We start from the raw sequence: 26,393 nt of genomic DNA, 5'->3' as shown, positions 1-26,393 counted from the left end.
AAATATATACAAACTATTTCCTGTTGCAAGCGTTTTCACTATCATTATAGTCCTTTTATCGCTTTTAGAAAAGTAAAATACTTAAATATTTAAATATTTTTTATTTTACTTATATATAACAACTTAAGAAGATATTTTTAAGTATAGTAAAGAGCACCCAAATATTTATGATTCCCGCTATACCATTAATCGTTTTGACATTTTCAGACCAACATTTTAGGTTTCTCCAAATAAAAAACAAAACCTTAGCTTTGTTATATTAGCTAAGGTTTTGTTTTTTCACAAAGTAATTGTGTATTTGTTCAATTGCTTGAGAAGCCATTAATTCTTTACCATACTCCATTAGACGATAAATAGTTGCTGTAGACGGATTACCATATTCCGCTAAAATAGCTATAAAATCTGCCTTCAGTAATTGAACTTGCTCCTCTTCTTCCATCCAAAGATAGAAACGCCCATCCCACGTATATAGTTTTCCGCCAGTTACATCAAGGTTATATAAACGATTCGACAGGTTAATTACGTCATCTAGTGTAGCAAACTCATAAAGTATATGCTCGCTTTCATCTAGAGTCACTTGCATTTCAATAAACTCGTCACGGAACTCATCATCTGTATCCACATCTTGATGTTCTTTCGTTACAATTACGACCATTCCTTGCGCTTGTAGAGAAAATACTTCAACTGCAATCGGGCCATCCGCTTCAAACCCTAGTTCCTTATTTGCTTCTTGCATCATATCACGAAATAATTGCTGTACTTTCGGTGCATTTCTCCACAAATCTTCTTTTGTTAACCCTCGTTCAGATAAATCATCAAATGTTAAGAAAATTTTTATCTTATTGTAATTTAATCGTTCCAGCCTCATCTCATACCCTCCCTACGTAACCAATGAATATAATTTTTATTATATGAAATAGAAAATAGATGGTTCTTTTCGAACAACTATTCTAACATTTTTAACCAATCATCCCATTCTTCTTTCGTATCACCAATTAGGCATGTTTGAATGTTCAACTGATCTCGAGCACCTATTTCTCCTATAAATCCAACAGAAAGTTTCTCACTTTTTTCTTGCAACAAATTCATGTCTTTCATCGCGTTCTTAAGTTCTCGTTCCTCATTAAAAGAGACTACTACATATGTAGGTTGTATTTGCTCAACAGCTAACAAAATACCATCTTCCACTAATCTTGACCTAATATATATCGCCTCATATCCTTTTAAGCGTAAATACGTTGAGAAAACAAACCCTTTCAACATATTATTTTCTAACACGACAACTTTGTGTATAGAAGAAAATGATGATGCATTATGATACACCATTCCTAGACGAGTTTGTAAAAATGATACGACATATTGGAATTGCACCATTGTAACTTCATTATTATTTTTTAACGTTAACAATTTATTTGACACTTGAAGAACAATACTTGCTATGACTTTTTCTGTTGCATAAATACTGAAAGCCTCGTTTAACAATGCAGAAGTTGTAATTTCATCAAATTTTAACAAAGCTTGCAGTAAATCGTCCACTAAAACAACTTCTCTATCGTAATGTATTTCTTTTTGAACATTACTCTGCAAACGATTCTCTTCTAATAATTGAACTGCTTGTCCAATCATCATGCCGGAAGAAACCTTGTCCATTAACCATTTCAAAATTTGAATATGTTCTTCTGTATATAATCGATGCCCCGCATGATTCCGCTTTGGGGCAATAATTTGATATCGTCTTTCCCATGCACGAAGCGTACTCGGCTGAATTCCAATTATATTCGAAACAGCTTTTATGTTATATTTCCCGTTTAGAGTTGGCATCATTTCCCTCCGCATAACGTAATAATATGTGTTTGAGCAGGTGCTCGGAAGCGAAGTGGAATCAACGTTGTTCCATACCCATTACTAACAAAAAGAGTCATATTTGAATGCTTATATACGCCACCTTTTAAATATTTTTTAGATGGGAATAATCGAATCTGTCCTCCATGTGTATGTCCACTTAACACAAGTGAAATTTGTTCTTTTCCAGACATTTTATTTATTATATCAGGGTTGTGGCTAATTAATATGCGAAAACCATCTTCTTTGCAATCAGCCAACGCTAAATCTAAACGATCACGCTTCAAACCAACATCATCTATACCGAGTAAACAAATTTTTTCTCCTAGTTCAGACTCAAATACAACTCTTGTATTATCTAAAACTTTCACATTATTTTCTAATAACAAAGCATCTAATTCATGATATTCAATCTCATAATCATTATTTCCCCATACAAAATATACAGGAGCTATCGCTCTTAACTTTTGTATATTTGCAGAAATTTTCGATAAAGGGACGCCTCTTTCCGCTAAATCACCGCCAATAATTACAAGGTCTACTTTTCCTTTTACTTGTTCAATTAATGAACTTGAAATGACCCTTCTATGAATATCAGAAATAAAAAACACCTTTACTTTTTGAAAACTTTTCGGAAATTCTTCAAAAAGTAAAGTATGTTCTAACACAGTATTACGCATCGCTTCTGTATACATTACAAGAAGAAATATAATACCAATACATATGAGAGCACTTAATAAGATAATCCATATCATATATTTTTTACTCCCTTCCTCATAAAGATAATCCTCCGTTTTTATAGTAGGTATGTTACTAGCTATCCTGCTTTGCGGACTTATCTTTTATCGGAATTTTTATTTCTTGACCTACATTCACTTCATCTTCTTGTAAATCATTATACTTTTTAATCACTTCAATCCCAGTTTCATCTGAAAAATATTGCTTCGCTATACTTTCTAAAGTTTCTCCTTCTTTCACTGTATGCGTTACTACTTTCTCAGATGTTGCCTCAGAATCAGATTTAGCTGAATCAAAGAAAATGACCTCAAACGCACTTTTCCCAGCGTTATTACCATCACTTTTCACCTGAATATATTTATCTGTATACCATAAGATACTAATTGGTAGTAATATGAATAGAAATGTTAAAACTCGGACGAAAATATGATTCATTTTAAACTTTTCTTTTTTCTCTTTATTTCTATGAATTTCACTACGCGGCGGTAAACTTTCTTTTTCTTCCACTCGCTCAACTTCTAATTCCTCTTCGAAATCAGGAATTCGTTTTCTCATGTTGTTCACCACCACCTTCCATTTATTTTCTTAATTGGAGTCCCATTATAAAATCAACAAGAAAGTGTGCAAAGATTGTTATAAACAAATTCCCTGTCCATTCAAATACATAACCAAAGACAAAACTAATGAAACAGACGAAACAAAACAAAAATGGCTTTGTTATATACCGAATATGTAACACTGCAAATACTAAACTGGCTATTACAATTCCAAAGTGCGTCTGCACTACACCTCTAAATAAAAATTCTTCTGCAAAGCCGATAATGAACGTAATAACGAGTAGGTGCATAACTGACATTCCTTGAAACATCTTATCGTTAATACCACCATCATCAAACCAAGACTCTGGAAATACTCGCATTGCAACATAATCTAATAACACAATACCAATCGCCAACAAGCCACCTATTATAAGTATAGACACCGGTTCCCACTTCCACAGACTATACACCGATTTTATATCTCGGAATAATATATATGCTAGTAAACAACCGATACCGATAATAATGAACTGTGTGATATACAGATTCAGCCTTATTTCTTTCGGACTCATATCTTCAATATTATGCCTTTGAATGTTCATCATTCCCCCATCTTTTCTAGACCGAAAAGCTTTTGTAACTCTGTTTCCCAATTATAGTCGAAATCCGATTGTTGCGCTTGTCTTTTTTTATAATCTGTTTTTGTAATACCACAATAGTCACAGCAATTTTTCAACTCGTTCTCTTTTCTATAACCGAACTGTTGCAACAAATATTCACGCCTACATTCTTTCACTTGTATCCACGATTTCATGTTTTCTAGCTCACTATATTTATTACGTAGCCTTATTTCTACTTCAGCTATTAATCTGTTCATAATTTCATCTGACAAGCTCTCTAATTTTAATTTTCGCTGTTGTATGATTCCAAGCTGTTCGAGATGATAGCGGATGAAACGCCAATACTGTTCATTAAATCTTGCTGCATTATAACAAATTTCTTCTACCTCTTCTATTGGTAATTCTTTCGTTGGAAACATTCTTTCTTGTAGTAAAGAGAATAAAAATTGTATTTGCGACTGACTTGGCAATTCATCTTCAATTATTGAAATTGGTAAATCGTGATCTAACGGACTACATAGTAAGATAGCTATACTCGGTTCACCGTCTCTTCCAGCTCTTCCGATTTCTTGTAAATAGGAAGCTACATTAGTCGGATAATGAAAATGAATAATATAGCTCGTATTCGACTTATTTACTCCCATACCAAAAGCACTTGTACATATTACAAGCTGCAACTGGTCATTCATAAACTGCTGTTGAATTAACATACGCTCTTCATGTTCCATACCACCATGATAAAAAGCGACACCAGTCACGCCTTTTCCTCTTAAATATTCCGTTAAACGTTCTGTCCACGCTCTGCTTGAACAATATACAATCCCTGGCCCTTGTAAATACATCACCTGGTCCAAAAGCGCTTCTTTCTTCTCTTCTATCGTCTCCACAAATTGTACTTCCATTGCGATATTTGGACGATCAATAGAGTATACATGCTGCGTCACTTTCTTCAAATCTAAACTTTCTGCTATATCCCGGAGTACATCTTTTGTCGCTGTTGCCGTTAATGCTAGCACCGTAGGAGACCCGATATTCTCAATGACTACATTTAGTTTTTTATAGTCTGGTCTAAAATCATAACCCCATTGTGAAATACAATGAGCCTCATCCACAACAAACAATGAAATATGAACTTTCTTCAATTCTCTTATTAACACTTCCGACTGCAACATCTCTGGTGAAACAAAAATAAATTTATATGAAGCTAATTTTTTCATCGCTTCTCTTTTTTCATGTATTGTCCGAAAACTATTAAATGCTATTACTCGGTTTTTCACAACATACTTTAATTGTGTAACCTGATCTTCCATCAAAGATAATAATGGTGATACAACAAGCACGGTTCCTTCTTGCATTAACCCAGGAAGTTGATAGCACATAGACTTCCCTCTTCCAGTCGGGAGCATTGCTATAACATCTTTTCCTTCTAACAAATCTGTAATTACCCCTTTTTGTCCTGGACGAAATTCAGAATATCCAAACCATCTATATAAATATTCCTCAAGCTTCATTTATACCCTCCATCCGCGCCAATACAAGACGAACTTCAAAATAAGAGATACCCTCTCCAACCGCTTGTTTCAACTCACGCAACTTACGTGTTTGTAATGCCTCAATTACTTTTGTCACTTTATCTATTTTGTCTTTTTCCATAAACATCTCGATTGAAAACTCTTTTTCCCGCAAAGCAATTTCAACAAAATGATCTTCTATCGTTGCAACCTTTAAATTTCTAATTGTCGCTATTTCATCTAAAGAGCGTCCTTGTCTCCAAAAATTATATGTTTTTTTCGTTGATAAACTAAATAATTCAGCTCTCTCATTTGGATAAGAGATAATCTCAGCTAATAGAGGAAATTCATTTTCTTTATCGCGAACTTCTTGTATAAAGAAGTGAATTGTACCCCAAAATAAAAAATACACCCGGAATATATCTTGTTTCGTAATTTCCGCTAATTGCTGCAATGTACAACCGATACGTTCATATCCTGTTAATCTATATGTTACAATCGTCGCTTCTACCACATCACCTTTTCCTAAAAGATTATGTATTTCTTTCCATAATCTTTTAGCCAATTCACTTCGCCTATATGGTATACCTGTTAAAAAACGTTTTACCCACATCATTATTTCTGTATCTTGTTGAATGGGAATAAACTTCGTGTTATTCTGTTGTAAATTAGATATAGTTTGAATAATTAATGATAATCGTTTCCAAAATGTTTCACCTAATTCACCATAGTGTAAACCATGTAAATGCGCGGGAAAAGCATACACTTCCTCCCATGTATGTAACTGCATTTTACCTTTAGATGTTAACAAATATGTATTTTCATGTATTTCTCGAATCAAATCTACTTGCAACAACTTTGCAACTTCCCGATCATAGTCTGTTCTATTTAACGATTTATATATTCCAAACAAAAATGAAATTCGGAACATATTTCCATCTTGTAACGTTTGCGAAGATCGTTTTCCTTTTAATAAATAATAAATAGAAGAAACGGTCCTTTCACCATTCAATTGTTTTAAACAATACAATAAAGTATATTGTAGTTGCATTACCGCTTCCACCTTTCAATCTAGCTTAATTACTTTTTAGTATGATTGCACCATTCTATGTTACTCATTAAACTTATCATATCGGCACTATGTACTTGTATATAGTATATTGTACCAAACGAAATAACATTTACGTATTTTGAAAATCTTATGACATAATGCAAAAATTAGTTGACACTCTAATTGATAAGGATTATCATTATAATTTTATGTTGAAAAGTTTTAAAAACCGTTTTACAATAAGGTTATAATTTTTATGGCGAGCTTTTCACATACATATTATCAGGAGGGAAAAAAGATGGCAAAATATACAATCGTTGATAAAGATACTTGTATCGCATGTGGTGCTTGCGGCGCTGCTGCACCAGACATTTATGATTATGATGATGAAGGTATTGCATTTGTAACGTTAGACGATAACCAAGGTATCGTTGAAATTCCAGATGTATTGATTGAAGATATGATGGATGCATTCGAAGGTTGTCCAACTGACTCAATTAAAGTTGCTGATGAATCATTTGATGGCGACTCTTTAAAATTCGAATAGTCTTTTATTAACTTCAAAAAATATCCCTCATTAATATGAGGGATATTTTTTGTTTTCTATTTTCATTCTACTTAATAAAAAACCACTAGTAGTTCCATACTACTAATGGTTTTATTTTATATTTTATGCATTTTTCATTTTTGCAAACACCCATACTTTCAGGCGTGAGAATAACGCTACAAATACAATTGTCACAACAATTCCTTTAATCAAATTAAATGGTAAGATTGCCGTTACAACCGTTGTTCTTATAGCCTCGCTAGACATAGCTGGTGAATTTAAAAACCAAGTGTAAGCTGGGAATATAATGATGTAATTTAATACACTCATAATGAGCGCCATTGTAATTGTCCCTAGCATTAATCCTGTCGTTAAACTCTTAACAGTACGATACTTTCTAAATAAGAAAGCTGCCGGTCCAATAAATAAACACCCTGCAATAAAGTTAGCAATTTCTCCAACTGGCACTCCCGTTAAACTCCCTTGAATTCCGTAATGTAAAATATTCTTTATCGCCTCTACAATTATCCCTGCAACTGGCCCGAAAATAATTGCTGCAATTAGAGCTGGTACATCACTAAAATCAATTTTTAAAAATGGCGGAAGCCCTGGAAACGGGAAATCCAACATCATCAGTAAATATGCAATACTACTTAGCATCGCTACACTCACCATCTGCACTACACTGTTTTTTTGTTTCATCTTTCTCTCTCCTTTTCCATCGATCTTCTCATGGAAAGTGGAAAGGTTCTGCTATGCCTACTTTTTCATAGAACGAAAAAACCCTTTGTGTTTTACACAAAGGGAGAATTTAAGGCACATCAAACAGACGTTCAAATCCATATCTTTTTTGAACGCTTGAACCTCCATCTTCTCCCATCCAGACTATACTGTCGGCTTTGGAATCACACCAAATCCTGCCTTAACGGCTCGCGGGCTTAGAACAAAATTACATACTGTTCATCACCGCCGGTCGGGATTTTCACCCTGCCCCGAAGATAGACCGATATTCTATTTTCCACTTTATTATACAACAACATAATCGTATTGTGAACAAAAAAAGTGTAACTTATTAAAAATAAGTTATTAATTTTATATAATCAAAACCAATCACTATATTTTACAATACACCCCAGATTTTTTAGTATTCGGCATTTCCCCTATGAATCCCCTAGTCATATATAATGAAAAGTGATAAGATGTTGAATTGTTAAGATAAGAACATTTTCTGGATTATGGAGGAAATGTCATGAAAAAAGAAAAGAGACACTCTATTCGAGAAACAATGAAAAAAAACTTAAGAAAAGAATACTTTTACTTAAAAAAAGAATTACTTTTCTACTGTCCAATTGATTTAGGCACATTCTCAAGCGAGACATACTATGCTGCTTTCGATGAAGATGGCATCAGTATTTATCAGTATGATAAAAAAACAGAGAGTAAATTAAAGCTGTGTGAGCGTCACCCGTGGAAGAGTTGGAATAAAGTGAAGGTGGATCATTATTTGACAACTTCTCAATTTATTTTTCAAGGTGAGCGAAACTGGATACTATCCCTTTTCCAAAAAGGAAAAGAAGCTCAAAAAATAATTGAAGAGCACACATCTTTACAAACTGAAGTTGTTTCCCGTTCTTTCTTGAAAAAACTTCCAGGGTTCCGTTCTAATGCACCGTTGAATAAATACATCGGCAGCATTTGCTACACTGCACTTATTGCATTTTTATTAAAATGGATGATTCCATTTCAAGCGCCACAAATCGCCCTGTACTCCATTTCAATCGGTTGTATGCTTCTTGGTTTACTTTGTTTGACAATCGGTTTAATTGAACCAACTATTGTACTATTTCGAACGAACGAAAAAACAAGAACGAAAGTATTTTACTTATATAGCTACTTAGCTATTTCTGGATTTATATGTGTCTTTATTTTTTGGTAAAAAAAGAGCTAGTTAAACTAGCTCTTTTTTTACTTTACGTATAATTGTTGATTTGGATAAATTCGATCTTGCTGCAGTCCATTTTTATCTTTAACTTCCTTAACTGACATACTAAATTTCCGTGCAATACTAACTAAAGTGTCCCCTTTTTGGACGACATATAAGGATGAGGAAACAACTTCATTTCTCTGTTCATTTAGAACAAGCAATGGATTCATCGCATTCTTTTTCGCCATCGTCCATCTTCCTTGATGAACTTCTAAATGTAAGTGTGCACCTCTCGATTCTCCTGTATTTCCTACTTCTCCAATTATTTCTCCTTTTGAAATATAATCCCCTTGAACTACATATCTCTTATTTAAATGCGCATACACGGCCTCATATTCTCCATGTTTAATAAATACAACGTTTCCATAACTACTTGAATAATAAGACTTTGTTACCTTACCTTCTTGAATAGCTGCCACAGGCGTGCCAATCGGTGCCGCTATATCTATACCGTAGTGTTTTCCATGCCTTGTCCCAAAATAATCACTTATCTGCCCTTCAACAGGCCATGTCCATTCATTTCCCTCTGCGTACACATGTAATTGAGATAAAAACAATACCATCAATAACATGACGCCATATTTTAACACTTTCATATACATCCTCCGTTTTCTAATTAACACCATACCTTCTCTTATTTTGGTATATTACAGAAAAAAGTATACAAAAAAAGAAAGTGAATCACTCCACTTCCTTCTCGTTTTTATCACGAAAAACGATTGCACTGCGATTATACTCCACATCTTTTACTTGTAATCGAGCGTTTATTACTCTAGCTACCGCAAACAAATAATCAGATAATCTATTTACATACTTTAGAACAACTTCATTTATTTCCCCTTCTTTTTGCAAGGACACTACACATCGTTCTGCTCGCCTTACAACTGTACGTGCAATATGAATAGCAGCTGCCGACTCGCTTCCACCCGGTAAAATAAAACGCTCTAATGGCGGTGCTTCTTCTATATACGAATCAATCCTTCTTTCTAAGCTTTCAACCATTTTGATCGTTACTTTATAAGGTATTTTCCCCTCTACTATCGCCAAGTCTCCCCCGCAATCAAATAGTTCATGTTGAATATTTTCAAGTTCATTGTAAATATCTCCAAAAGACCCGCCTTGTAGCTTAGTCATTGCATATCCAATATGAGAATTCGCCTCATCTATCGTGCCATATGCTTCAACTCGGATATTATCTTTATCCACTCTACCGCCTATTACACTTGTTGTCCCTTTATCTCCTGTTTTCGTGTATAATTTCATCACTTCACGACACCCCTCTTATTATTCTTCATTCGACTGAGATAGAAAAAAAGTTCTACTATTATTTATTTAATTGATTTTACAAAAAAATAAAAAACAGTAGAACTTTATTCATTATCAACTTTAAAAACGTATATCTAAATTATACGATTCGGTAAATATACAGAGAATGTAGTTCCCTCTCCAACAACACTTGAAACAGCAATTTTACCATCATGGCCTTGCACAATGTTTTTTGCAATCGCAAGCCCGAGCCCTGTTCCACCTTTTTTCCCACGTGTTCTTGCTTTATCAGCTTTGTAGAAACGATCAAATAAAAATGGAATATCTTCTTCTGGAATACCAGCGCCCGAATCTTGTACTTCAAAAGTAAGACCATTATTTTTCGTATCGATTACAAGCGTTACATGTCCGCCTGCATTCGTATGACGAATTGCGTTATCAATTAAATTCGTCAATACTTGTTCCATACGATCTGCATCAAACGGGTATTGCTCAATTGGATTTTGGAAATCAACCGTTAATGCGACTTCTTTGTCCTTTGCAATCCCTTGGAATTTACGACCTATTTTTTCAACGAAAGGATGAATATCAACTTCACCTATATGTAACTCTACATTACCACTTTCCATACGCGCTAAATCTAATAATTCATTTACAAGTTTACCTAAACGAACGGATTCATCATAAATGATTTGAACAAACTCATTAATTTCTTCTTTCGTTTGCACAATATCATCTAAAATCGCTTCACTATACCCTTGAAGCATTACCATCGGTGTACGAAGTTCATGTGATACGTTCGCAATAAAGTCTTGACGCATCTTCTCAAGACGGCGTTCTTCCGTCATATCACGTAATACAGCTACAGCACCGCGAATTTTCGTTTGGTTGTACAGCGGAGTCATAAGAACTACATAGTTCCCTTTTTGTAAATTAATTTCAACCACTTGTTGTTGTTCGCTTTCTACAACGAGATGGAATAGTTCAACAAGTTCAGAAGGTAGTTTTTTACTGAGCTCGACTTCCTTTTCCTCTTGCCAAACTTGTAAGAAATGTTCAGCCGGCGGATTAATTACAACGACTTCACCTTCTTGATTTAACGTAATAACCCCATCTGCCATACTACTTAAAATACTAGCTAACTGTTCTTTTTCTTGCTGCAGGGCATTCATATTAAACTTCAACTGTTTCCCCATTTGATTTAAGGCCGTTGCAAGCTCACCAATCTCGTCCTGAGATACCATAGGAGCCTTCGCATCAAACTTCCCACGCGCGACCTCAAAAGCAACCTCACGCATTTTACGGAGTGGTGCTGTAATTCGAGTAGATAAGAAGAATGCAAAGAACGTTGTTAATATAATCGCTATCCCTGCTGATAAGAATATAAAATCAGTCGTTCTCTCCATACCTTGTATCGGTACTTGTAAAGATTCGTATACGAACACTGCACTTTGATTTTTTGAATGCATTGGTTTTCCGACAATCATAATATCATTTTCAGTGTTTTTATTCTTTCTACTATTAGAGGCTTTTCTAATGTTATTCTTAATTTCTTTTTTGTCTATAAAAACAGCCGCTAATTCTTTATCTTCTTTCAAATCATCCATTGTAAGAGTGACTAATCCTTCTTGTTTCGGCGAAGAAGATATTTCTTTACCATCTTCTACAATAATGATCCTTGAAAGTGGATCAGAGAATTTGTACGCGATATTCTCAATCGTTTTTACATCGGCACCTTCTTCAATTAACTCTGAAACACTTGTTGCAACTTTTTGAAGCCTAGCTTCACTCATATCAACATAATATGTTCTAAAAAACTGTGAAAGTAAAATCGCAACAAATCCAAGCACAAACGAAACGAGAAGTAATATGGTCATCCATAACTTCCCTACTACACTTCTCCAAAGCATCAGTCGTTCACAACCTCAAACTTGTAACCTACGCCCCAAACGGTAACAATCATCTTCGCAGCATCTGGTGATTTTTTGCTTAACTTCTCACGTAAACGCTTTACATGCGTATCAACTGTACGTAAATCTCCAAAGAATTCATATTGCCATACTTCTTTTAACAATTGCTCACGATCAAATACCTTATCAGGCGCTTTCGCTAAGAATAATAGTAATTCGTACTCTTTCGGTGTTAAGTTTACTTCATTACCATCTGCTGTAACACGGTGTGCATCATTATCAATTGTTAAATGAGGGAACACAGTAACATCTTTTGTCGTTGTATCTTGTGTAAAGAACGTTGTTGGTACAGAACGGCGTAAGACCGCTTTCACACGAAGCACTACTTCACGTGGGCTAAATGGTTTCACAATATAATCATCAGTTCCTACCTCAAACCCTTGTACTCGGTTTACTTCTTCACCTTTTGCCGTCAACATAATAATTGGCGTCGCTTTCTTCTCACGAACCCCTTTACACACTTCAATACCATCTTTACCTGGCATCATAAGATCTAATAGGATCAAATCGTAATCATTTTGTAACGCCATTTCTAAAGCTGTATCACCATTGTCCGCTTCTTCAATTGTGTATTGTTCTCTTTCTAAATACATTTTCAACAAACGACGAATACGATCCTCATCGTCTACAATTAAAATTCTTGATTCATTTTCCATTTCTACCCGTTGCGTACTTTTACCACAACGGTTTACACCTACCCTTCTACACTAGTATGTTGCGCTATTCTCGTTTATTTAAGCAATCTTCTAAATGTTTCACTTCCCATATTATGCTTCACAAGAATAATAAAGTTTGTTCATTTTTTTTCCAAAACTATGTATTTTTTTTGAACAGTACATAATGTCCTCGACATCATTTTACAAAATCAACCGCTACTTTGTCATGTTTTTCTCAAAAAAGAAGAAAAGTTGACAAAAATAAAATAGGAAAGTGACATTCACTCTCCTATTTTATTTCTCTATGCGTATGAATGTAAACCCGCGATAATTAAGTTTACTACAATAAAGTTAAACATAATGATTGCAAAACCAATTACCGCTAACCACGCTGACTTCTCTCCGTGCCACCCTTTTGATAAGCGTAAATGTAATACCGCCGCATAAAAGAGCCAAGTAATAAGCGCCCAAACCTCTTTTGGATCCCAGCCCCAAAAACGCGTCCACGCTATTTGTGCCCAAATCATGGCGAAAATTAATGCACCTAATGTGAAAACTGGGAATCCAATTGCAATAGAACGATATCCGATTTCATCCAGTAAATCACTATTTGTATTCTTTACTAACGGCTGAAGTGCTGCCGATACTCGTTTGCGTAAAACAAGTCTTAATACAATATAAAGTAATGTCCCAACTAACACTGACCAAATAACAGTATTTAATTTTTTCGCATTTACAATCGCTGGAACTTCAACTGTCGGTTCTAATTTATTTTCTGTCAATAACTTTCCTTCGTGCGGTCCTACTAAAGCCGGAAGATTGTACTTCATTTCCACTTGTTGTTCATTTTTATCAATCCATTGAAACTTCGCTTCATATTTCATACTAGAAAATACCGTTGTCACTGCAATAAAACCAACTGTACAAACAAGTGTGAACACTACCGTTTCTAACCAAAATGTACGTTTACTTCTCGTTGATTGATCTACATTTTTCAATAAATACATAACACCCGTAATAAAACTAATTGCTAAAATTGCTTGTCCTGCTGCTGCAGTCGTCACGTGAATATGTAACCAATTACTTTTCAAAGAAGGAATAAGCGGAGATATTTCCCTCGGAAACATACTTGCATAGGCAATTAATAAAAGCGCAACTGGTAATGCAAAGAGTCCGATTATACTTACGCGATACATAAAATACATGACAATAAATGCTCCGACAAGCATCATGCCGAAAAACGTACCGAACTCAAAAAAGTTACTAACTGGTGCATGTCCTGATGCAATCCATCTCGTAACAAAATATACTGTTTGTGCAATAAACCCTAAAATTGTAATCGTTATTCCTATATTTGCCCATTTATGACCTTTTTCTTTAATTGCTCCCCCGAAAAATAGAGTTGCAATTAAATATAAAATAAATGCGGTAAAGAGAAAGTTACTACTTATTTGCACCATATCGTTTCCCCACCTTAACTAATTTTTTTATCCACTACTTTATCGCTTGGCTGTGGAATTGCTGTACCTTCTAGTACTCTTTCAATATCTTTCTTTAAACCGAACCAATTTTTATTCGTATGTCCTGCAATCCACCATTCATCATTAACGCGTTGTATCCAAATACGGCGATGATTCCAATACATCCCTTGAATGACACCAACCATAAATATAAATCCTCCAATACCGAGAATCCAAAGCGTTAAATCTTTCCTTACAGTAAGTGCTGTTGCATTTTGCATTTCAACACCTGCAAAGGACATTTTATATTTGTTATTCCCATCTGGTTCTATATTTTGCTGAATACCAACAAAACTCACTTCACCATCTGGTGTTTCAGGCGTAAACATTTTAAACACAAATGCAGGGTTGTTTGGTAATTTCGTTCTCGTATTTGGTCTTCCATTCTCGTCAAAATAAAAATCAGGGAAATAGCTTAATAGTTCTAAAGAATAACCATTTCCTAAATCAAATTTTTCTGTAGGATTCGTTAAATCTACTTTAATCGGTCCCCACTTTTGATTATTTTCTTTGTTTTGCAAATGGAATGACATGCTTTTAAATTCACTTTCTTTGTAATCCACTTGATATACAGCAAATTGATCAAATTTCAGCGGTTCATTCACTCGAATTTCCGCTTCTTTTACTTTTTCTAATTTCGGTTTTTGTCCTGCTATATTTTCGCCGACCGCTTTATATAATACAGCATTCGTTTGGAAGTTTTTCGCAATCATTTTATCACCTACACGGTCAATTGCTTCATCAAAAACTTCCTTGTCCTTACTTTTATCATAAACTTCCTTTATAAATTTCTCGTTTTTTAAATAGTATTGACCATCCGTTCCTGGTATTTCTTTCGTTTCACCATCACGTAACCAAAGCGCTTCGTCTACGTACATACTCGGTAAAAAACGGAGCATTGCACCGAATAAAAAGATAATGAGACCGATATGATTCACATATGGACCCCAGCGTGAAAACCGTCCCTTTTCAGCTAAAATGTTACCGTCTTCCACTTTCACATTATAGTTTGCTTTCTTTAAATTCTTTTGCACTCTTTCCAAGTCACCATCTTGTGGTGTACCAGTCCCGTATAATCTTTGTCTCTTTAAAAAGCTAGGGTGTCTTTTCACCCCTTGCTTCTTTAAAGCTTTATAAAGTGGTATAACACGGTCTAAGCTACATATCACCAGTGAAATACCTATTGAAGCAATTAAAATCATATACCACCACGAACCGTATAAATTATTAAATCCTAATTGATAGTATAATTGCCCTAAAAACCCATATTCTTGCTTATAATACTCAGCTGGTGCAATCCCTGGAGTTATGTACATTTCTTGCGGAAAAATAGTTCCTATCGCTGATGCAGCTAAAGTGATTACAATGAGCCAGACACCCACTTTTACAGAAGAGAAAAAGCTCCAAATTTTATCGACTATCGTTTTTGTTTGTGTGAGAGATCTCCGAGCACTCCCCTCATAGCGCATATCCAATAGTTTTATATTTTCATTACTTTCAAATGGTTTCCCACATGCTTCACAAAAAACAGTTCCTATTGGATTAACATGTCCACATTCACACTTAATTTCTTTCAACACTCTCACCGCCCCTATATCTATATGTACTATTGTATATTCTAACCTCAAGTTACCGCAATACTCAGAATTTTTAAATCAGAGGCACTATAAGTATGCACCTCATATGTAAAGGCTTTCTTTATTACGGAGTAATTTTCTTTAAATATTCTTCTAACTGTTCTTTCGTTTGTTCACCTATAATTTGTTCGACTACTATTCCATCTTTATCAATCAAAAAGCTTGTCGGTAATGGTCCTACCCCATATGTGCCTATGATTTTTGTTCCTTTATCAATAGCAACTGGGAATTTCAAATCATATTGTTTCACAAAGTTCTTAACAGCAATATCTGTTTCATCTGCATCTAACGCAATGATTTCAACGCCTTTTTCTTTATACTTTGGATATAATTCGTTCATATAAGGCATTTCTTTCTCACACGGTTTACACCAAGTGCCCCAAAAGTTTAAAAATACACCTTTTCCCTTTAAATCTTTCAGTTCAATTTTCTTTCCTTCTAAATCTGTCACAACAAAGTTAGGTGCTTCTTTTCCAATTTGCATTTTCTCTTTATCAGCAAAAAATCCTTGATAAAGTGTAAATCCTACAGCACCGCTTAAAATGAGCAGAATAATAACGCGAAATAATAAGCGATTTTTTTTCATATTGTCTCCCCTCTCTTCGACGAGTGATAAATATATGTATTTTTTAATAAATCACCAGCGGAGCATTCCACTGGTGAAAGTTTCACACTATCGATTAGCGCGGCTTTGTAGAAGCCAATGCACGTAATTGTTTCACCTCATGTGGTGACAATTCTCTCGCATCACCAGGTCGCAAGTTACCCACTTCTAAAAAGGCGTAGCGTTCACGCTTTAGTTTCACTACTTTACAATCTAACGCTTCAAACATGCGGCGTACTTGACGATTACGTCCTTCATGAATCGTTAATTGTACAATCGCAGTCTCTTTACGCTTGTCCCAAGAAATAATTTTCACTTGTGCTGGTGCTGTTTTCCCATCTTCTAATGCAACACCTCGTTCTAACATGCGAATTTTCTCACCTGTTAATGGCCCTTTAATTTTTGCAACATATGTTTTTTCAACTTTATATCTCGGATGCATTAATACATTTGCAAATTCCCCATCATTTGTCATCAATAATACGCCAGACGTATCATAATCTAAGCGTCCGATTGGGAATAAACGTTGTCTAATTTCAGGGAAAAAGTCTGTTACAACACTTCTTCCTTTATCATCTGATACACTTGAAATTACGCCAGTTGGTTTATATAGTAAAAAATAAACAGGTTCTTCTTTTTCAAGAGGGATGTTATTTACTTCTACTTTATCTTGAGGAGTTACTTTCGTTCCTAACTCCTTCACTATTTTTCCATTCACTTTTACTTTTCCTTGCTGAATTAATTCCTCAGCCTTTCTTCTCGATGCAATACCTGCTTGCGCAATCACTTTTTGTAATCGTTCCATTTCTTTTTTTCACCTCGAATTTATCTTACCTTACATTAGAAAGACTTGGCAACCGCATACGCTTGACGGCTTTTCGCTTCATCTTACTTAAACAACATAGCGATGATAATAAACATATAAAGGGCAAATCATGTTTTTACCTTTTATTATTGTCCATATTCTTCATATTGCTCACAATAAAAGTTCATCATTTTGTCAAAAATACCGCATAAAAAAACCACTATTAAGCAACACCTTAATAGTGGTCGTATACGTATTATAAGCGAAATAGCATAAAAAATGAATAGCCGCCTTACTTAAACATTAAAGAAACAAACACAATTGAACAAATAATCCCGATTAAATCGGCAAAAAGTCCTACTTTTAATGCATCTCCCATTTTTCTAATTCCAACAGCTCCGAAGTATACTGTTAAAATATAAAAAGTCGTATCCGTACTCCCTTGCATCGTAGAAGCCAATCTTCCAATAAACGAGTCTGGCCCATATGTGGCAATTAAATCGGTCGTAATACTTAAACCAGCAGATCCTGAAATAGGGCGTATAAGTGCTAGTGGAACAATTTCTGCTGGGACATGAATTAAATCTAACATCGGCTTCATTACTGATATCATTGCATCTAATGCACCTGAAGCTCGAAATATAGAAATAGATACGAGCATTCCAACCATAAACGGTAAAATGGAGATTGCAATTTGAATTCCTTCTTTTCCTCCCTCAACGAACGATTCATAGGTTGGTACTTTCTTTATCGTGCCATATAAAAGGATAAAACCAATTACAAAAGGGATTACCCATAATGAAATTGTATTTACAATACTCATTTTTTCCGCCCCTTCCTACTCCTTCTTCGGTAAAAATAGCGGTCAATCCAAATCGCTCCGATCATAGAGAGTACTTGTGCAATGAATGTTACCCCAACAATTTCAGTAGGATTCGCTGATTCATACGTCATTCGAATCGAAATGACAGTAGTAGGAATTAAAGTAATCGCTGATGTATTTAACGCGAGAAACGTCACCATAGAACGGCTCGCCGAATCCTTTCCTCCATTTAACTCTTTCAATTGTTCCATCGCTTTAATACCAAGAGGGGTTGCTGCATTACCTAGCCCAAAAAAGTTCGCCATCATATTCGATAAAATAAATCCCATTGACGGATGATCTTTCGGTATTTCTGGAAACAACCTTTTTACTATCGGCATAAAAAGTGCCACTAACTTTTTTAACAACCCTGCTTCCTCTGCAATTTTCATTAAACCGAGCCAAAATACCAATACACTAATAAGTCCTATACAAATTGTTACTGCGTCTTTGGCTCCGTCAAATACGGCTTTATTTATTGCTTCCATCGTCCCATTTATCATGGCATATACAATCCCTATGACTGCCATCGCTACCCATACGAGATTAACCATCGCTCCCAACACCTATCATATGAGAAAAAATTTCTTTCACATTATTCCAATACATTCCCGTCGTAGCTACTAACTTTCGTTTACTATAAAATAAATTCCGTTCTCCAACTTTCTCGTTGCCAACATAAATTTCTGTCTTTCCAACTTTTACTCCATCCTTAAGTTTTGCACTTTTATCGAGTTCAACTTTTAATATGACATTCTTTCTTTCTTGCTCAGTTAAAGGCACCGCAAAACTATTTTTCATATAAACATGATTGGCATATTTCTTTTCTGTTATTTCAGCAAGAGCTCCTTGTCCTACAACGTTCGTTTGCTTGAAACGTTCAAAACCTTTATCAAATAAATTCATATGATCATCCCAATCGCTAGAAGCGCTCAAAGTTACGACAATTAGATCTAGTCCATCTTTTGATGCTGTTGTAACAAGTGTCCGCCCTGCTTTCTTCGTAAAACCTGTTTTTCCTCCTGTCGCAAATTCATAATAAGACGTCACGAGTTTATGTTTGTTTTTCCACGGATAATCCCACGAATCTGATTTATACGTTTTCGTCCCAAAAATCTTCTTAAAGGTTTCGTTCCCCATTGCATACTTCGTTAAAAGTGCCATATCATAGGCTGATGAATAATGGGATCCATCTCCATCCAAACCATGTGGGTTTGAAAAGTGAGTATCTTTCATTCCAATTTGTTTCGCCTTTTCATTCATTAAATATACGAATCCTTCTATACTTCCTCCTACATTTTCAGCAATTACTTGCGCTGCATCATTACCAGATCTAAGCATGAGTCCATATACTAAATCCTCTAACTTTACTTTCTGTCCAGGCTTTAAATAAATTGCTGATCCTTCTACTCTCACCGCTTCATTACTAACCGATACCATTTCTTTCATTTTTCCTGATTCAGCAGCTAACAAGGCTGTCATAATTTTTGTTATACTAGCAATTTTTTGTGGCTCATGTTCTGCTTTTCCGTATAATACACGACCGGACTGTTGCTCCATTAATACAGCATTTCGAGCACTGACATTACTGTTCATCTTTGCATATGTAGGAATTGGCATAACGCTTGCGTACATAATAAGAAGCGTGATTATTACACAAATTCGTCTCATATTTCCCCCCACGTCCTTTTGGCACTTTTTGTACAAGTGTATGCTTGGCCTTTTAAAATATGAACGAAATCTCTTTCTCTTTCTAATAAAAAAGACGCAGAGAACCTGCGTCTAATACGGTGTCCATTCAATTTGTTTCGCACTTTCAAATCTTTTTTCTACATCAGGCCAATTTACAACATTCCACCAGTTTTTAATATATTCATCTTTTCGATTTTGGTATTGTAAATAATACGCATGTTCCCACACGTCTAGTACGAGGAGCGGTATCGTATCCCATTGTGTAAATAATTGATGAAGTGTACTCTGCAAAATTTCTAATCTTCCAGATCGTGGTACCCAAACGAGAAGCGCCCAGCCTGATCCTTCCACTTTAGAAGCTGCTTCTGTGAAATGTTTTTGAAAACGTAAAAAACTCCCAAAATCTTGTTCAATCTGTTGTGAAAGAGCCCCTCTTGGACTTCCGCCACCATCTTTTTTCATGTTATTCCAAAATATCGTGTGTAAGTAATGACCTGATCCATGAAAAGCCGCTTCTCTTTCCCAATGCTTAATTAAATCAAATTGATTTGTTTTTCTCGCTTCTTCCATCATCTTCTCTGCCTTATTTAATCCTTCCACGTAAGTGCGATGATGTTTATCATGGTGTAACATCATAATTTCTCTAGAAATATACGGTTCTAACGCATTATACGGATAAGGTAATGGTGGAAGTGTATGCCCTCCAATTGGAACAGCTCGTTCACTATCCCCTCTTTCATATAGTTCATATTCCTCTTCTCCCTGCACGAATACTTCCTGCAAATGATGCTGAATATGTTCTACATCATCACTTATTTCATACATAAACTCTGCATCTGTATCATACTCATGCTCTTTCATACGATCTAATAACGTTTGAATTTTATAAGCAAGCATATGGACATCATACACTTCCATTGCACGGCTATCCAATACGTGAAGAACACTTTCACACCAGCTTTCTACTTCATGAAAGTAATCTGTAAATACACCTTGCTGACTCATGTTACACCTCCTTAATGCTATCCCCATAAATATATTCAAAGGAAATCCCTTATATAACTTTACAAAAGGAAAAGAAGCTAAGTCCCCTTAGCTTCTTTTTCGCAATTAATATTTGTGTAACATCTTTGTTTGGTAATCCGTCTCATAATATTCTAGTTCTTCTCGCATCAATTGAAATTTACCTTCTAAACTCTTCATCACTTGCTCTATAGATGCTGGTGGCGTTTGTTGAAAAACGATGGAGTTTTTCCCTGTATAGGCAGACCGACTATTTTCATACCAATGATCACTCTTTGGTGAGAAAAACTCTGCAATTACTTGATGATAAATTTTATATAAAATTTTCTCAGCTGCTGTTTTTCGAAATGGCTGGCTATTTAACAAAACAAAACATGCATCATGTCCTTCTTCACAAAAAACGAGAAGACGTCTCATTGATGCTAATAACCCTTTATAATATTGCTCGTTCCCTGCTGGTGTTTCTTCTAATAAAGAAGGCAACGTATGATAATTTACATAATTGGTTATCAAAGTAATAACATCTTCTAAAAACATAGAAACTTGTTCTGTTTGATTTTCAACCATCAGATTAGACATTTTTTCCCTCTCCTTTGCCATTTCACGCTATTTCTACTCTTTTATTTTTATGTAATTCAGCCAATATTTCTTGTACTTTCACCACTGTTCCCTCATCAAAATATTGTTGGAATGCTTCTATATTATTTAAATATAAACGTTTTTGCATGCGATGCTCATTCTCTTTCAATAAACAACATATCGCTACAATATCTCGTAAATATATGTCTTGTTCTTCTACTTTACATACTGGATTTCCTTCAAAAGGAGTAATTTCTTGTAAAATTTCTTCAAAATATCGAACGTATAAAACGGAAAAAGTTCTTTCTTTATTATTTAATATATATGTCACTTCAGATCTATTAAAGAAATCTTCTGATGTATTAGGTTTCGCTTTCTCTAACTCATATCCCGCATAACCTATTATAATCATCTACTTCCCCTCTCTTCCTTCTTTCAATTCATTTTAACTTAATTTTCTGACAAACGAAATACTCTTTTAAATATAACCCATATAAAAAATAGCTTCCCTATACAGGAATTTACCTTTTTATTTTTCTTGAAGTTTGTCATAATAATATTATTGTCTCAGTTTTCTTATACAAGGAGAGTTGTATTTATGTCGTTTTCATGGAAACGTTTCTTACAAATCGGGAAAATTATCTTCCCATTTGTTGTATTAACAATTGTATTCTTTCAAGCAAAAAAAGAATTAGCAGGCATTTCTTTTTTAGAAGCAATCAATACAATTAAAAACATTCCAACCGGAGGAGTTTTTTTAGCAATTACACTTGGTGCATTTGCCGTATCAACAATGTTTTTTTATGACTATGTTATGCTTCGTTATTTAAAAGCTGATATACCAGTCCAAAAGATTTTTCGTATCTCATGGATTGCTAATACTTTAAATGGATTTATTGGGTTTGGTGGTCTCGTTGGAGCTGGTGTACGCACAATGCTTTATCGTCCATACATAAAAGAAAATGGCAAACTTATTAAAAGTATTGCCTGGATGACAACCGCTTTTATTAACGGACTCGCAATTCTTTCTTTCCTCGGTCTTATTGGAATATTAGACACAAGTTTTATTTTGCATGAAAAACCGTGGCTATGGCCTGTTCTTATTTTCTTCGCCCTTTTCGTCCCTATATACATTGGCTTTTCTAAACTAAAAAATAGAAAATCAAAGCAAACCGAAGAGCAAGAAGAGGGGGAAGAAGAGAAAAATCCAACTGTTTTATACTCATTAGTTTCATTAGTTGAGTGGGTATCTGCCGGTATTGTTATGTACGTCATACTAATATTATTTGGTATCGATATCGAATTTCAAAAGTTTTTAGGTGTGTATGTAATTGCTGCTTTAGCTGGTGTTGTTAGTCTTGTTCCTGGTGGACTTGGTTCATTTGATCTTGTCTTTTTAACTGGGCTCGGACAATATGGCATTGATACAGGCGTATTACTACCTGCCATGTTATTATATCGCCTCGTCTATTACATTTTACCTTTCTGCCTTGGTCTTATTTTTGCAGCTTTTGAAATGACAGGCGTGGCCATTAAAAAGTTTGAAGATAAACCTTTTATTGCGCCTGCATTAGAAACAACTGGTGTTATATGGACTTTGCAGCGTGATTTTCTAGGAAAACTAGGTTCATGGGCCTCTGCTGCTTTAACAGTATTTGCTGGATTAATGGTTATTTTATCGACCATTCTACCGACAAGTATAAACAGAGCACACGCCTTACATATTCTAGCTCCAAAACATCTTATTCAATTTTCTTTTAGCTTATCACTAACATTTGGTATTCTCCTCCTAATCCTTTCACGAGGCATATATTATGGAACAAAACGTTCTTACTATATGACGATTATTTCTTTAATCGGAGCAGCCATCTTTAATACGCTAAAAGGGATTGATATTGAAGAGACGTTTATTTTATTAATCGTACTCGCTGTATTATATATGCTTCGTAAAAGATTTGTACGCGAGAAAATGGAAGTCTCACTTTCTGATATGGTAAAAGTTTTTATATTCTTACTCATCACTTTATATTTATATAAAAACTTAGGTATTTTATTTGCAGGTGCAAAAGAAGCTTTTAAACCTGATTTTGTCGTTCGTAATATTACGCAAGTGAAACGAAGTGCATTAGCAGCTGCCTTTTTCGTTCCTACATTTTTACTGATTGGCTCACTCATTGCCAATCGTTATCGAAATGAATTTCCCGGGCAACCAGCTAATGATAAAAGATTGCAAAACTTTTTAGATGAACATGATGGTAATGTACTTAGTCATTTAGGATTTTTAGGAGATAAACAATTCTTCTTCAGTAGTGATGGGAAAGCGCTCCTTCTCTTCTCTATAACTGGAAAACGTCTCGTTGTGCTAGGTGATCCAATTGGGGCTCCTTCCTCCTACCGTACTGTGTTACAAGAGTTTTTAGCTGAAGCTGATCGATTTGGATACATTTGTGTATTCTACCAAATAGAAAGTAAATGGATGAGTTTATATCATGATTTTGGTTATAACTTCTTTAAACTTGGTGAAGAAGCTGTCGTTGATTTGAACACATTTACAATAACAGGAAAAAAACGCGCCGGTATGCGAGCAACTTTCAACCGTTTTGAAAGAGAAGGCTATACATTCTCTATTCACCAGCCACCGTTCTCAAACGAATTATTTGAAGAATTAAGAAAAGTTTCAGATGCGTGGCTCGGCGGAAAAAAAGAGAAAGGTTTTTCCCTCGGATATTTTGATCGTGAATATATTAGCCGTGCTCCTATCGCTACATTATGTGATGCGGATGGAAAAATCATTGCATTCACGACCTTTATGCCCGTATATCAAGACGGATCATTGTCTGTTGATTTAATGCGCTATTATCCAGATGCGCCTAGCGGCATTATGGATGCAATTTTCATCCACCTATTCCAGTGGGCAAAAGAAAATGAATACCACTCCTTTAATATTGGTATGGCCCCACTTTCAAATGTAGGTTTATCGACACAATCTTTCTGGTCTGAACGAGTTGCTGCTGCCATCTTTAATAATGTTCGTTATACGTATAGTTTCAGCGGGCTACGTCATTTTAAAGAAAAATATAAACCAGCATGGAGCGGTAAATATTTAGCATTTAGAAAGAATCACTCTTTACCAATTACAATGCTCTCTGTAACAAAATTAATAGGAAAACGAAAAAACAGCTAAACATTTAGCTGTTTTTTCGTTTTTGAACTTGTACAATAAATTCTTTTTCATATTTCTTACCATTTATATAGAAATCTCCCCATATTTTATACGTTCCTTCTATAGGAAATGTAATACGATATTGTAATTGCTCATCTGTATCAACAGGTATTGCGTATAAAAAGTTTTCTCTCGTTTCGTCCACGATATAGAGCGCCTCTACTTCTCCTCTCTCTGAATGTAATTTCAATTTGTCACCCTTTTTCGCTTGGAATTGAAATGTTAACGTCGCTGGTTCATTCGGATGCAATGCACCAAATAAAAGAGAAACTTCATACTCCCCTATTTTTTTTGTAAGTACACTATCGATTGGAAACTTTACTTTTTTCTTATTTTTCTCCTCTATTTCTCTCCCAAAATCTTTCTTCGCAAATGATTTCACAGATTTATTTTTGTCTTCATATAAAAATATTGTATACCCTTCATCTTTCGCTATTTTGGAAGATACCTTATAGGATCCATTTCCTGCAAATGTAGGTTTCATTTGTTGTACATGCTTTAATTGTCCGTCTACAATAACTGCCCGAATTTGATCATTCACACCACGAACTTCGTTATTTTTATTATTTAGTAATTGAAACAAAATATCTACTTTCTCATTTCCTTTTCCATTTGACACATCCCATTTTACTTCCTGAACATCACCTACAGTCTCTGTAGTTTCCTGATACTTTTTTATGTAAAATCCTCCTACTACAATAAATAGCAAAGCAACAAGTCCAATGACAAGATTTTTCAAAACATCACCTACCATTTTTATTGTCTCTGTTCATACAAAACTTCTTACATATATATTCTAGATTATGATTTATGAAATCCTCCTGCTTTGCACATATTACAAATAATTAAAAGATTTTAATTGAAAGGATTGATAGTGTATAATGCAAATGATATTGATTTCTATCGATACATTATAAGGAGGACTTTTCATGAGTGTACATATTGAAGCAAAACAAGGCGAAATTGCTGAATCTATTCTATTACCTGGTGATCCATTACGTGCAAAATATATCGCTGAAACATTTCTAGAGGACGTTACTTGCTATAATAACGTGCGTGGTATGTTAGGTTTCACTGGAACTTATAAAGGAAAACGCGTATCTGTTCAAGGTACAGGTATGGGTGTTCCTTCTATTTCTATTTATGTAAACGAATTAATCCAAAGCTACGGAGTTAAAAATTTAATTCGCGTTGGAACTTGCGGTGCGATTCAAAAAGACGTAAAAGTACGTGACGTTATTATTGCAATGACAGCTTGTACGGATTCTAATATGAACCGTTTAACATTCCCAGGTTTTGATTTTGCACCAGCTGCAAACTTTGACCTTTTAAAGAAAGCTTACGATGCTGGAACTGAAAAAGGCTTACACGTTCGTGTTGGTAATGTTTTAACAGCAGATGTATTTTACCGCGAGAGCATGGACATGGTTAAAAAACTTGGAGATTATGGTGTACTAGCAGTAGAAATGGAAACAACTGCTCTTTATACATTAGCGGCGAAATACGGTGTAAATGCGTTATCTGTATTAACAGTAAGCGATCACATTTTCACTGGTGAAGAAACAACATCTGAAGAGCGTCAAACTACATTTAACGAAATGATTGAAATCGCTTTAGATGCAGCAATTCAACAATAATACATTAAAGAACTCGTCATACGTCTGTCGAGTTCTTTTTATGTGACTTTTTACTAAAAACTACTTTCGGAAGAGACAGATTTTCTC

At 34.9% G+C, this 26,393-nt stretch carries 27 protein-coding genes and 1 riboswitch; of the genes, 4 read left to right on the top strand and 23 right to left on the bottom strand.

The genetic code is table 11. The features are described 5' to 3' along the window. Nucleotides 1-259: 259 nt before the first annotated feature. The 7 genes from NHG49_RS07590 to NHG49_RS07560 form a co-directional block, all read right to left on the bottom strand. Nucleotides 260-868: a genetic competence negative regulator gene (locus NHG49_RS07590; protein WP_001235391.1), complete on the bottom strand. Its 609-nt coding sequence runs from the start codon at nucleotides 866-868 to the stop codon at nucleotides 260-262. Nucleotides 869-945: 77 nt separating this feature from the next. Beyond that, a complete protein-coding gene (locus NHG49_RS07585; RefSeq protein ID WP_258125647.1) occupies nucleotides 946-1,821 on the bottom strand; it encodes a MerR family transcriptional regulator in 876 nt (291 codons plus the stop codon). Beyond that, complete coding sequence (locus NHG49_RS07580) at nucleotides 1,821-2,597, bottom strand: metallophosphoesterase (protein ID WP_064476624.1); 777 nt, start codon at nucleotides 2,595-2,597, stop codon at nucleotides 1,821-1,823. Before NHG49_RS07580 ends, NHG49_RS07585 begins: the two co-directional genes overlap by 1 nt. 58 nt (nucleotides 2,598-2,655) lie before the next feature. Further along, nucleotides 2,656-3,135, bottom strand: coding sequence for a LysM peptidoglycan-binding domain-containing protein (locus NHG49_RS07575; protein WP_064476625.1), 480 nt, complete (start codon nucleotides 3,133-3,135; stop codon nucleotides 2,656-2,658). A gap of 22 nt (nucleotides 3,136-3,157) precedes the next feature. Then, on the bottom strand, nucleotides 3,158-3,721 hold the full coding sequence (locus tag NHG49_RS07570) for a CPBP family intramembrane glutamic endopeptidase (RefSeq protein WP_001025763.1): 564 nt from the start codon (nucleotides 3,719-3,721) through the stop codon (nucleotides 3,158-3,160). Continuing rightward, the gene (locus NHG49_RS07565) at nucleotides 3,721-5,250 is read right to left on the bottom strand and encodes a RecQ family ATP-dependent DNA helicase (RefSeq protein WP_258125646.1); all 1,530 of its coding nucleotides are present in this window, start codon (nucleotides 5,248-5,250) and stop codon (nucleotides 3,721-3,723) included. The genes NHG49_RS07570 and NHG49_RS07565 overlap by 1 nt, the downstream gene beginning before the upstream one ends. Next, nucleotides 5,240-6,301, bottom strand: coding sequence for a YpbB family protein (locus NHG49_RS07560; protein WP_064476627.1), 1,062 nt, complete (start codon nucleotides 6,299-6,301; stop codon nucleotides 5,240-5,242). Before NHG49_RS07560 ends, NHG49_RS07565 begins: the two co-directional genes overlap by 11 nt. Nucleotides 6,302-6,599: 298 nt before the next feature. On the opposite strand from NHG49_RS07560, the gene NHG49_RS07555 reads away from it, so the two are divergent. Continuing rightward, entirely contained in the window at nucleotides 6,600-6,848 is a 249-nt protein-coding gene (locus tag NHG49_RS07555) for a ferredoxin (RefSeq protein ID WP_001151994.1), read from the top strand. Between the two features lie 123 nt (nucleotides 6,849-6,971). On the opposite strand, the gene NHG49_RS07550 is transcribed toward NHG49_RS07555, so the two are convergent. Then, complete coding sequence (locus NHG49_RS07550; protein ID WP_000810851.1) at nucleotides 6,972-7,550, bottom strand: ECF transporter S component; 579 nt, start codon at nucleotides 7,548-7,550, stop codon at nucleotides 6,972-6,974. Between the two features lie 162 nt (nucleotides 7,551-7,712). Then, nucleotides 7,713-7,852, bottom strand: a riboswitch (FMN riboswitch). A 245-nt stretch (nucleotides 7,853-8,097) separates the two neighbouring features. Between NHG49_RS07550 and NHG49_RS07545 the strand changes: the two genes are divergently transcribed. Beyond that, entirely contained in the window at nucleotides 8,098-8,784 is a 687-nt protein-coding gene (locus tag NHG49_RS07545) for a hypothetical protein (protein WP_000711806.1), read from the top strand. A gap of 29 nt (nucleotides 8,785-8,813) precedes the next feature. Here the strand turns inward: NHG49_RS07545 and NHG49_RS07540 are convergent, their stop codons facing one another. The 14 genes from NHG49_RS07540 to NHG49_RS07475 form a co-directional block, all read right to left on the bottom strand. After that, nucleotides 8,814-9,428 (bottom strand): peptidoglycan DD-metalloendopeptidase family protein, encoded by a 615-nt coding sequence (locus tag NHG49_RS07540; RefSeq protein WP_064476628.1) that lies wholly within the window; start codon nucleotides 9,426-9,428, stop codon nucleotides 8,814-8,816. Nucleotides 9,429-9,513: 85 nt separating this feature from the next. Continuing rightward, the gene (locus NHG49_RS07535; RefSeq protein WP_064476692.1) at nucleotides 9,514-10,095 is read right to left on the bottom strand and encodes a cob(I)yrinic acid a,c-diamide adenosyltransferase; all 582 of its coding nucleotides are present in this window, start codon (nucleotides 10,093-10,095) and stop codon (nucleotides 9,514-9,516) included. 137 nt (nucleotides 10,096-10,232) lie between these two features. Then, nucleotides 10,233-12,008, bottom strand: a complete 1,776-nt coding sequence (gene resE / locus NHG49_RS07530) for a sensor histidine kinase ResE (protein ID WP_088048398.1) — start codon at nucleotides 12,006-12,008, stop codon at nucleotides 10,233-10,235. Continuing rightward, nucleotides 12,008-12,724, bottom strand: coding sequence for a DNA-binding response regulator ResD (gene resD / locus NHG49_RS07525; protein WP_000426862.1), 717 nt, complete (start codon nucleotides 12,722-12,724; stop codon nucleotides 12,008-12,010). Before resD ends, resE begins: the two co-directional genes overlap by 1 nt. Before the next feature lie 302 nt (nucleotides 12,725-13,026). After that, nucleotides 13,027-14,184, bottom strand: coding sequence for a cytochrome c biogenesis protein ResC (gene resC / locus NHG49_RS07520; RefSeq protein WP_064476629.1), 1,158 nt, complete (start codon nucleotides 14,182-14,184; stop codon nucleotides 13,027-13,029). Between the two features lie 14 nt (nucleotides 14,185-14,198). Then, a complete protein-coding gene (gene resB, locus NHG49_RS07515; RefSeq protein WP_064476630.1) occupies nucleotides 14,199-15,824 on the bottom strand; it encodes a cytochrome c biogenesis protein ResB in 1,626 nt (541 codons plus the stop codon). Nucleotides 15,825-15,945: 121 nt separating this feature from the next. Next, nucleotides 15,946-16,467 carry a thiol-disulfide oxidoreductase ResA gene (resA, locus tag NHG49_RS07510; protein ID WP_064476631.1) on the bottom strand — a complete coding sequence of 174 codons (522 nt, stop codon included), beginning with the start codon at nucleotides 16,465-16,467 and terminating at the stop codon, nucleotides 15,946-15,948. A gap of 94 nt (nucleotides 16,468-16,561) precedes the next feature. Next, entirely contained in the window at nucleotides 16,562-17,290 is a 729-nt protein-coding gene (gene rluB, locus NHG49_RS07505) for a 23S rRNA pseudouridine(2605) synthase RluB (protein ID WP_064476632.1), read from the bottom strand. 292 nt (nucleotides 17,291-17,582) lie between these two features. Beyond that, complete coding sequence (gene spmB / locus NHG49_RS07500; RefSeq protein ID WP_258125645.1) at nucleotides 17,583-18,113, bottom strand: spore maturation protein SpmB; 531 nt, start codon at nucleotides 18,111-18,113, stop codon at nucleotides 17,583-17,585. Further along, a complete protein-coding gene (gene spmA, locus NHG49_RS07495; RefSeq protein ID WP_000247805.1) occupies nucleotides 18,110-18,706 on the bottom strand; it encodes a spore maturation protein SpmA in 597 nt (198 codons plus the stop codon). The genes spmB and spmA overlap by 4 nt, the downstream gene beginning before the upstream one ends. Further along, nucleotides 18,699-19,823, bottom strand: a complete 1,125-nt coding sequence (gene dacB, locus NHG49_RS07490) for a D-alanyl-D-alanine carboxypeptidase DacB (protein ID WP_064476633.1) — start codon at nucleotides 19,821-19,823, stop codon at nucleotides 18,699-18,701. The genes spmA and dacB overlap by 8 nt, the downstream gene beginning before the upstream one ends. Nucleotides 19,824-19,934: 111 nt before the next feature. Continuing rightward, nucleotides 19,935-20,849, bottom strand: a complete 915-nt coding sequence (locus NHG49_RS07485) for a superoxide dismutase (protein WP_064476634.1) — start codon at nucleotides 20,847-20,849, stop codon at nucleotides 19,935-19,937. Nucleotides 20,850-20,954: 105 nt separating this feature from the next. Next, the gene (locus NHG49_RS07480; protein WP_016133998.1) at nucleotides 20,955-21,446 is read right to left on the bottom strand and encodes a YpuI family protein; all 492 of its coding nucleotides are present in this window, start codon (nucleotides 21,444-21,446) and stop codon (nucleotides 20,955-20,957) included. Between the two features lie 22 nt (nucleotides 21,447-21,468). Further along, nucleotides 21,469-21,858, bottom strand: a complete 390-nt coding sequence (locus NHG49_RS07475) for a hypothetical protein (protein WP_064476635.1) — start codon at nucleotides 21,856-21,858, stop codon at nucleotides 21,469-21,471. 186 nt (nucleotides 21,859-22,044) lie between these two features. Between NHG49_RS07475 and mprF the strand changes: the two genes are divergently transcribed. Further along, nucleotides 22,045-24,630 (top strand): bifunctional lysylphosphatidylglycerol flippase/synthetase MprF, encoded by a 2,586-nt coding sequence (gene mprF / locus NHG49_RS07470; RefSeq protein ID WP_064476636.1) that lies wholly within the window; start codon nucleotides 22,045-22,047, stop codon nucleotides 24,628-24,630. Nucleotides 24,631-24,634: 4 nt separating this feature from the next. On the opposite strand, the gene NHG49_RS07465 is transcribed toward mprF, so the two are convergent. After that, nucleotides 24,635-25,423 carry a hypothetical protein gene (locus NHG49_RS07465; protein ID WP_064476637.1) on the bottom strand — a complete coding sequence of 263 codons (789 nt, stop codon included), beginning with the start codon at nucleotides 25,421-25,423 and terminating at the stop codon, nucleotides 24,635-24,637. Nucleotides 25,424-25,598: 175 nt separating this feature from the next. On the opposite strand from NHG49_RS07465, the gene deoD reads away from it, so the two are divergent. Beyond that, on the top strand, nucleotides 25,599-26,306 hold the full coding sequence (gene deoD, locus NHG49_RS07460; protein ID WP_000110707.1) for a purine-nucleoside phosphorylase: 708 nt from the start codon (nucleotides 25,599-25,601) through the stop codon (nucleotides 26,304-26,306). Nucleotides 26,307-26,393: the final 87 nt, after the last annotated feature.

Origin of the sequence: Bacillus sp. IBL03825 (genome assembly GCF_024712505.1) — a bacterium.
Taxonomy (GTDB): Bacteria; Bacillota; Bacilli; order Bacillales; family Bacillaceae_G; genus Bacillus_A; species Bacillus_A wiedmannii.
This window is presented reverse-complemented; position numbering and strand designations above follow the sequence as displayed.

Bases quoted from the DNA above. Each gene is read 5' to 3' on its own strand.
- spmB (WP_258125645.1), bottom strand. From the start codon at position 18,113: ATGAGTATTGTAAATACAATTTCATTATGGGTAATCCCTTTTGTAATT.
- NHG49_RS07580 (WP_064476624.1), bottom strand. From the start codon at position 2,597: ATGATATGGATTATCTTATTAAGTGCTCTCATATGTATTGGTATTATA.
- NHG49_RS07545 (WP_000711806.1), top strand. From the start codon at position 8,098: ATGAAAAAAGAAAAGAGACACTCTATTCGAGAAACAATGAAAAAAAAC.
- NHG49_RS07540 (WP_064476628.1), bottom strand. From the start codon at position 9,428: ATGAAAGTGTTAAAATATGGCGTCATGTTATTGATGGTATTGTTTTTA.
- NHG49_RS07535 (WP_064476692.1), bottom strand. From the start codon at position 10,095: ATGAAATTATACACGAAAACAGGAGATAAAGGGACAACAAGTGTAATA.
- resE (WP_088048398.1), bottom strand. From the start codon at position 12,008: ATGCTTTGGAGAAGTGTAGTAGGGAAGTTATGGATGACCATATTACTT.
- NHG49_RS07475 (WP_064476635.1), bottom strand. From the start codon at position 21,858: ATGATTATAATAGGTTATGCGGGATATGAGTTAGAGAAAGCGAAACCT.
- NHG49_RS07585 (WP_258125647.1), bottom strand. From the start codon at position 1,821: ATGCCAACTCTAAACGGGAAATATAACATAAAAGCTGTTTCGAATATA.
- NHG49_RS07560 (WP_064476627.1), bottom strand. From the start codon at position 6,301: ATGCAACTACAATATACTTTATTGTATTGTTTAAAACAATTGAATGGT.
- resD (WP_000426862.1), bottom strand. From the start codon at position 12,724: ATGGAAAATGAATCAAGAATTTTAATTGTAGACGATGAGGATCGTATT.
- resA (WP_064476631.1), bottom strand. From the start codon at position 16,467: ATGAAAAAAAATCGCTTATTATTTCGCGTTATTATTCTGCTCATTTTA.
- NHG49_RS07465 (WP_064476637.1), bottom strand. From the start codon at position 25,423: ATGGTAGGTGATGTTTTGAAAAATCTTGTCATTGGACTTGTTGCTTTG.
- NHG49_RS07565 (WP_258125646.1), bottom strand. From the start codon at position 5,250: ATGAAGCTTGAGGAATATTTATATAGATGGTTTGGATATTCTGAATTT.
- NHG49_RS07590 (WP_001235391.1), bottom strand. From the start codon at position 868: ATGAGGCTGGAACGATTAAATTACAATAAGATAAAAATTTTCTTAACA.
- resC (WP_064476629.1), bottom strand. From the start codon at position 14,184: ATGGTGCAAATAAGTAGTAACTTTCTCTTTACCGCATTTATTTTATAT.
- dacB (WP_064476633.1), bottom strand. From the start codon at position 19,823: ATGAGACGAATTTGTGTAATAATCACGCTTCTTATTATGTACGCAAGC.
- NHG49_RS07550 (WP_000810851.1), bottom strand. From the start codon at position 7,550: ATGAAACAAAAAAACAGTGTAGTGCAGATGGTGAGTGTAGCGATGCTA.
- NHG49_RS07480 (WP_016133998.1), bottom strand. From the start codon at position 21,446: ATGTCTAATCTGATGGTTGAAAATCAAACAGAACAAGTTTCTATGTTT.
- mprF (WP_064476636.1), top strand. From the start codon at position 22,045: ATGTCGTTTTCATGGAAACGTTTCTTACAAATCGGGAAAATTATCTTC.
- NHG49_RS07555 (WP_001151994.1), top strand. From the start codon at position 6,600: ATGGCAAAATATACAATCGTTGATAAAGATACTTGTATCGCATGTGGT.
- NHG49_RS07575 (WP_064476625.1), bottom strand. From the start codon at position 3,135: ATGAGAAAACGAATTCCTGATTTCGAAGAGGAATTAGAAGTTGAGCGA.
- rluB (WP_064476632.1), bottom strand. From the start codon at position 17,290: ATGGAACGATTACAAAAAGTGATTGCGCAAGCAGGTATTGCATCGAGA.
- NHG49_RS07570 (WP_001025763.1), bottom strand. From the start codon at position 3,721: ATGAACATTCAAAGGCATAATATTGAAGATATGAGTCCGAAAGAAATA.
- deoD (WP_000110707.1), top strand. From the start codon at position 25,599: ATGAGTGTACATATTGAAGCAAAACAAGGCGAAATTGCTGAATCTATT.
- spmA (WP_000247805.1), bottom strand. From the start codon at position 18,706: ATGGTTAATCTCGTATGGGTAGCGATGGCAGTCATAGGGATTGTATAT.
- NHG49_RS07485 (WP_064476634.1), bottom strand. From the start codon at position 20,849: ATGAGTCAGCAAGGTGTATTTACAGATTACTTTCATGAAGTAGAAAGC.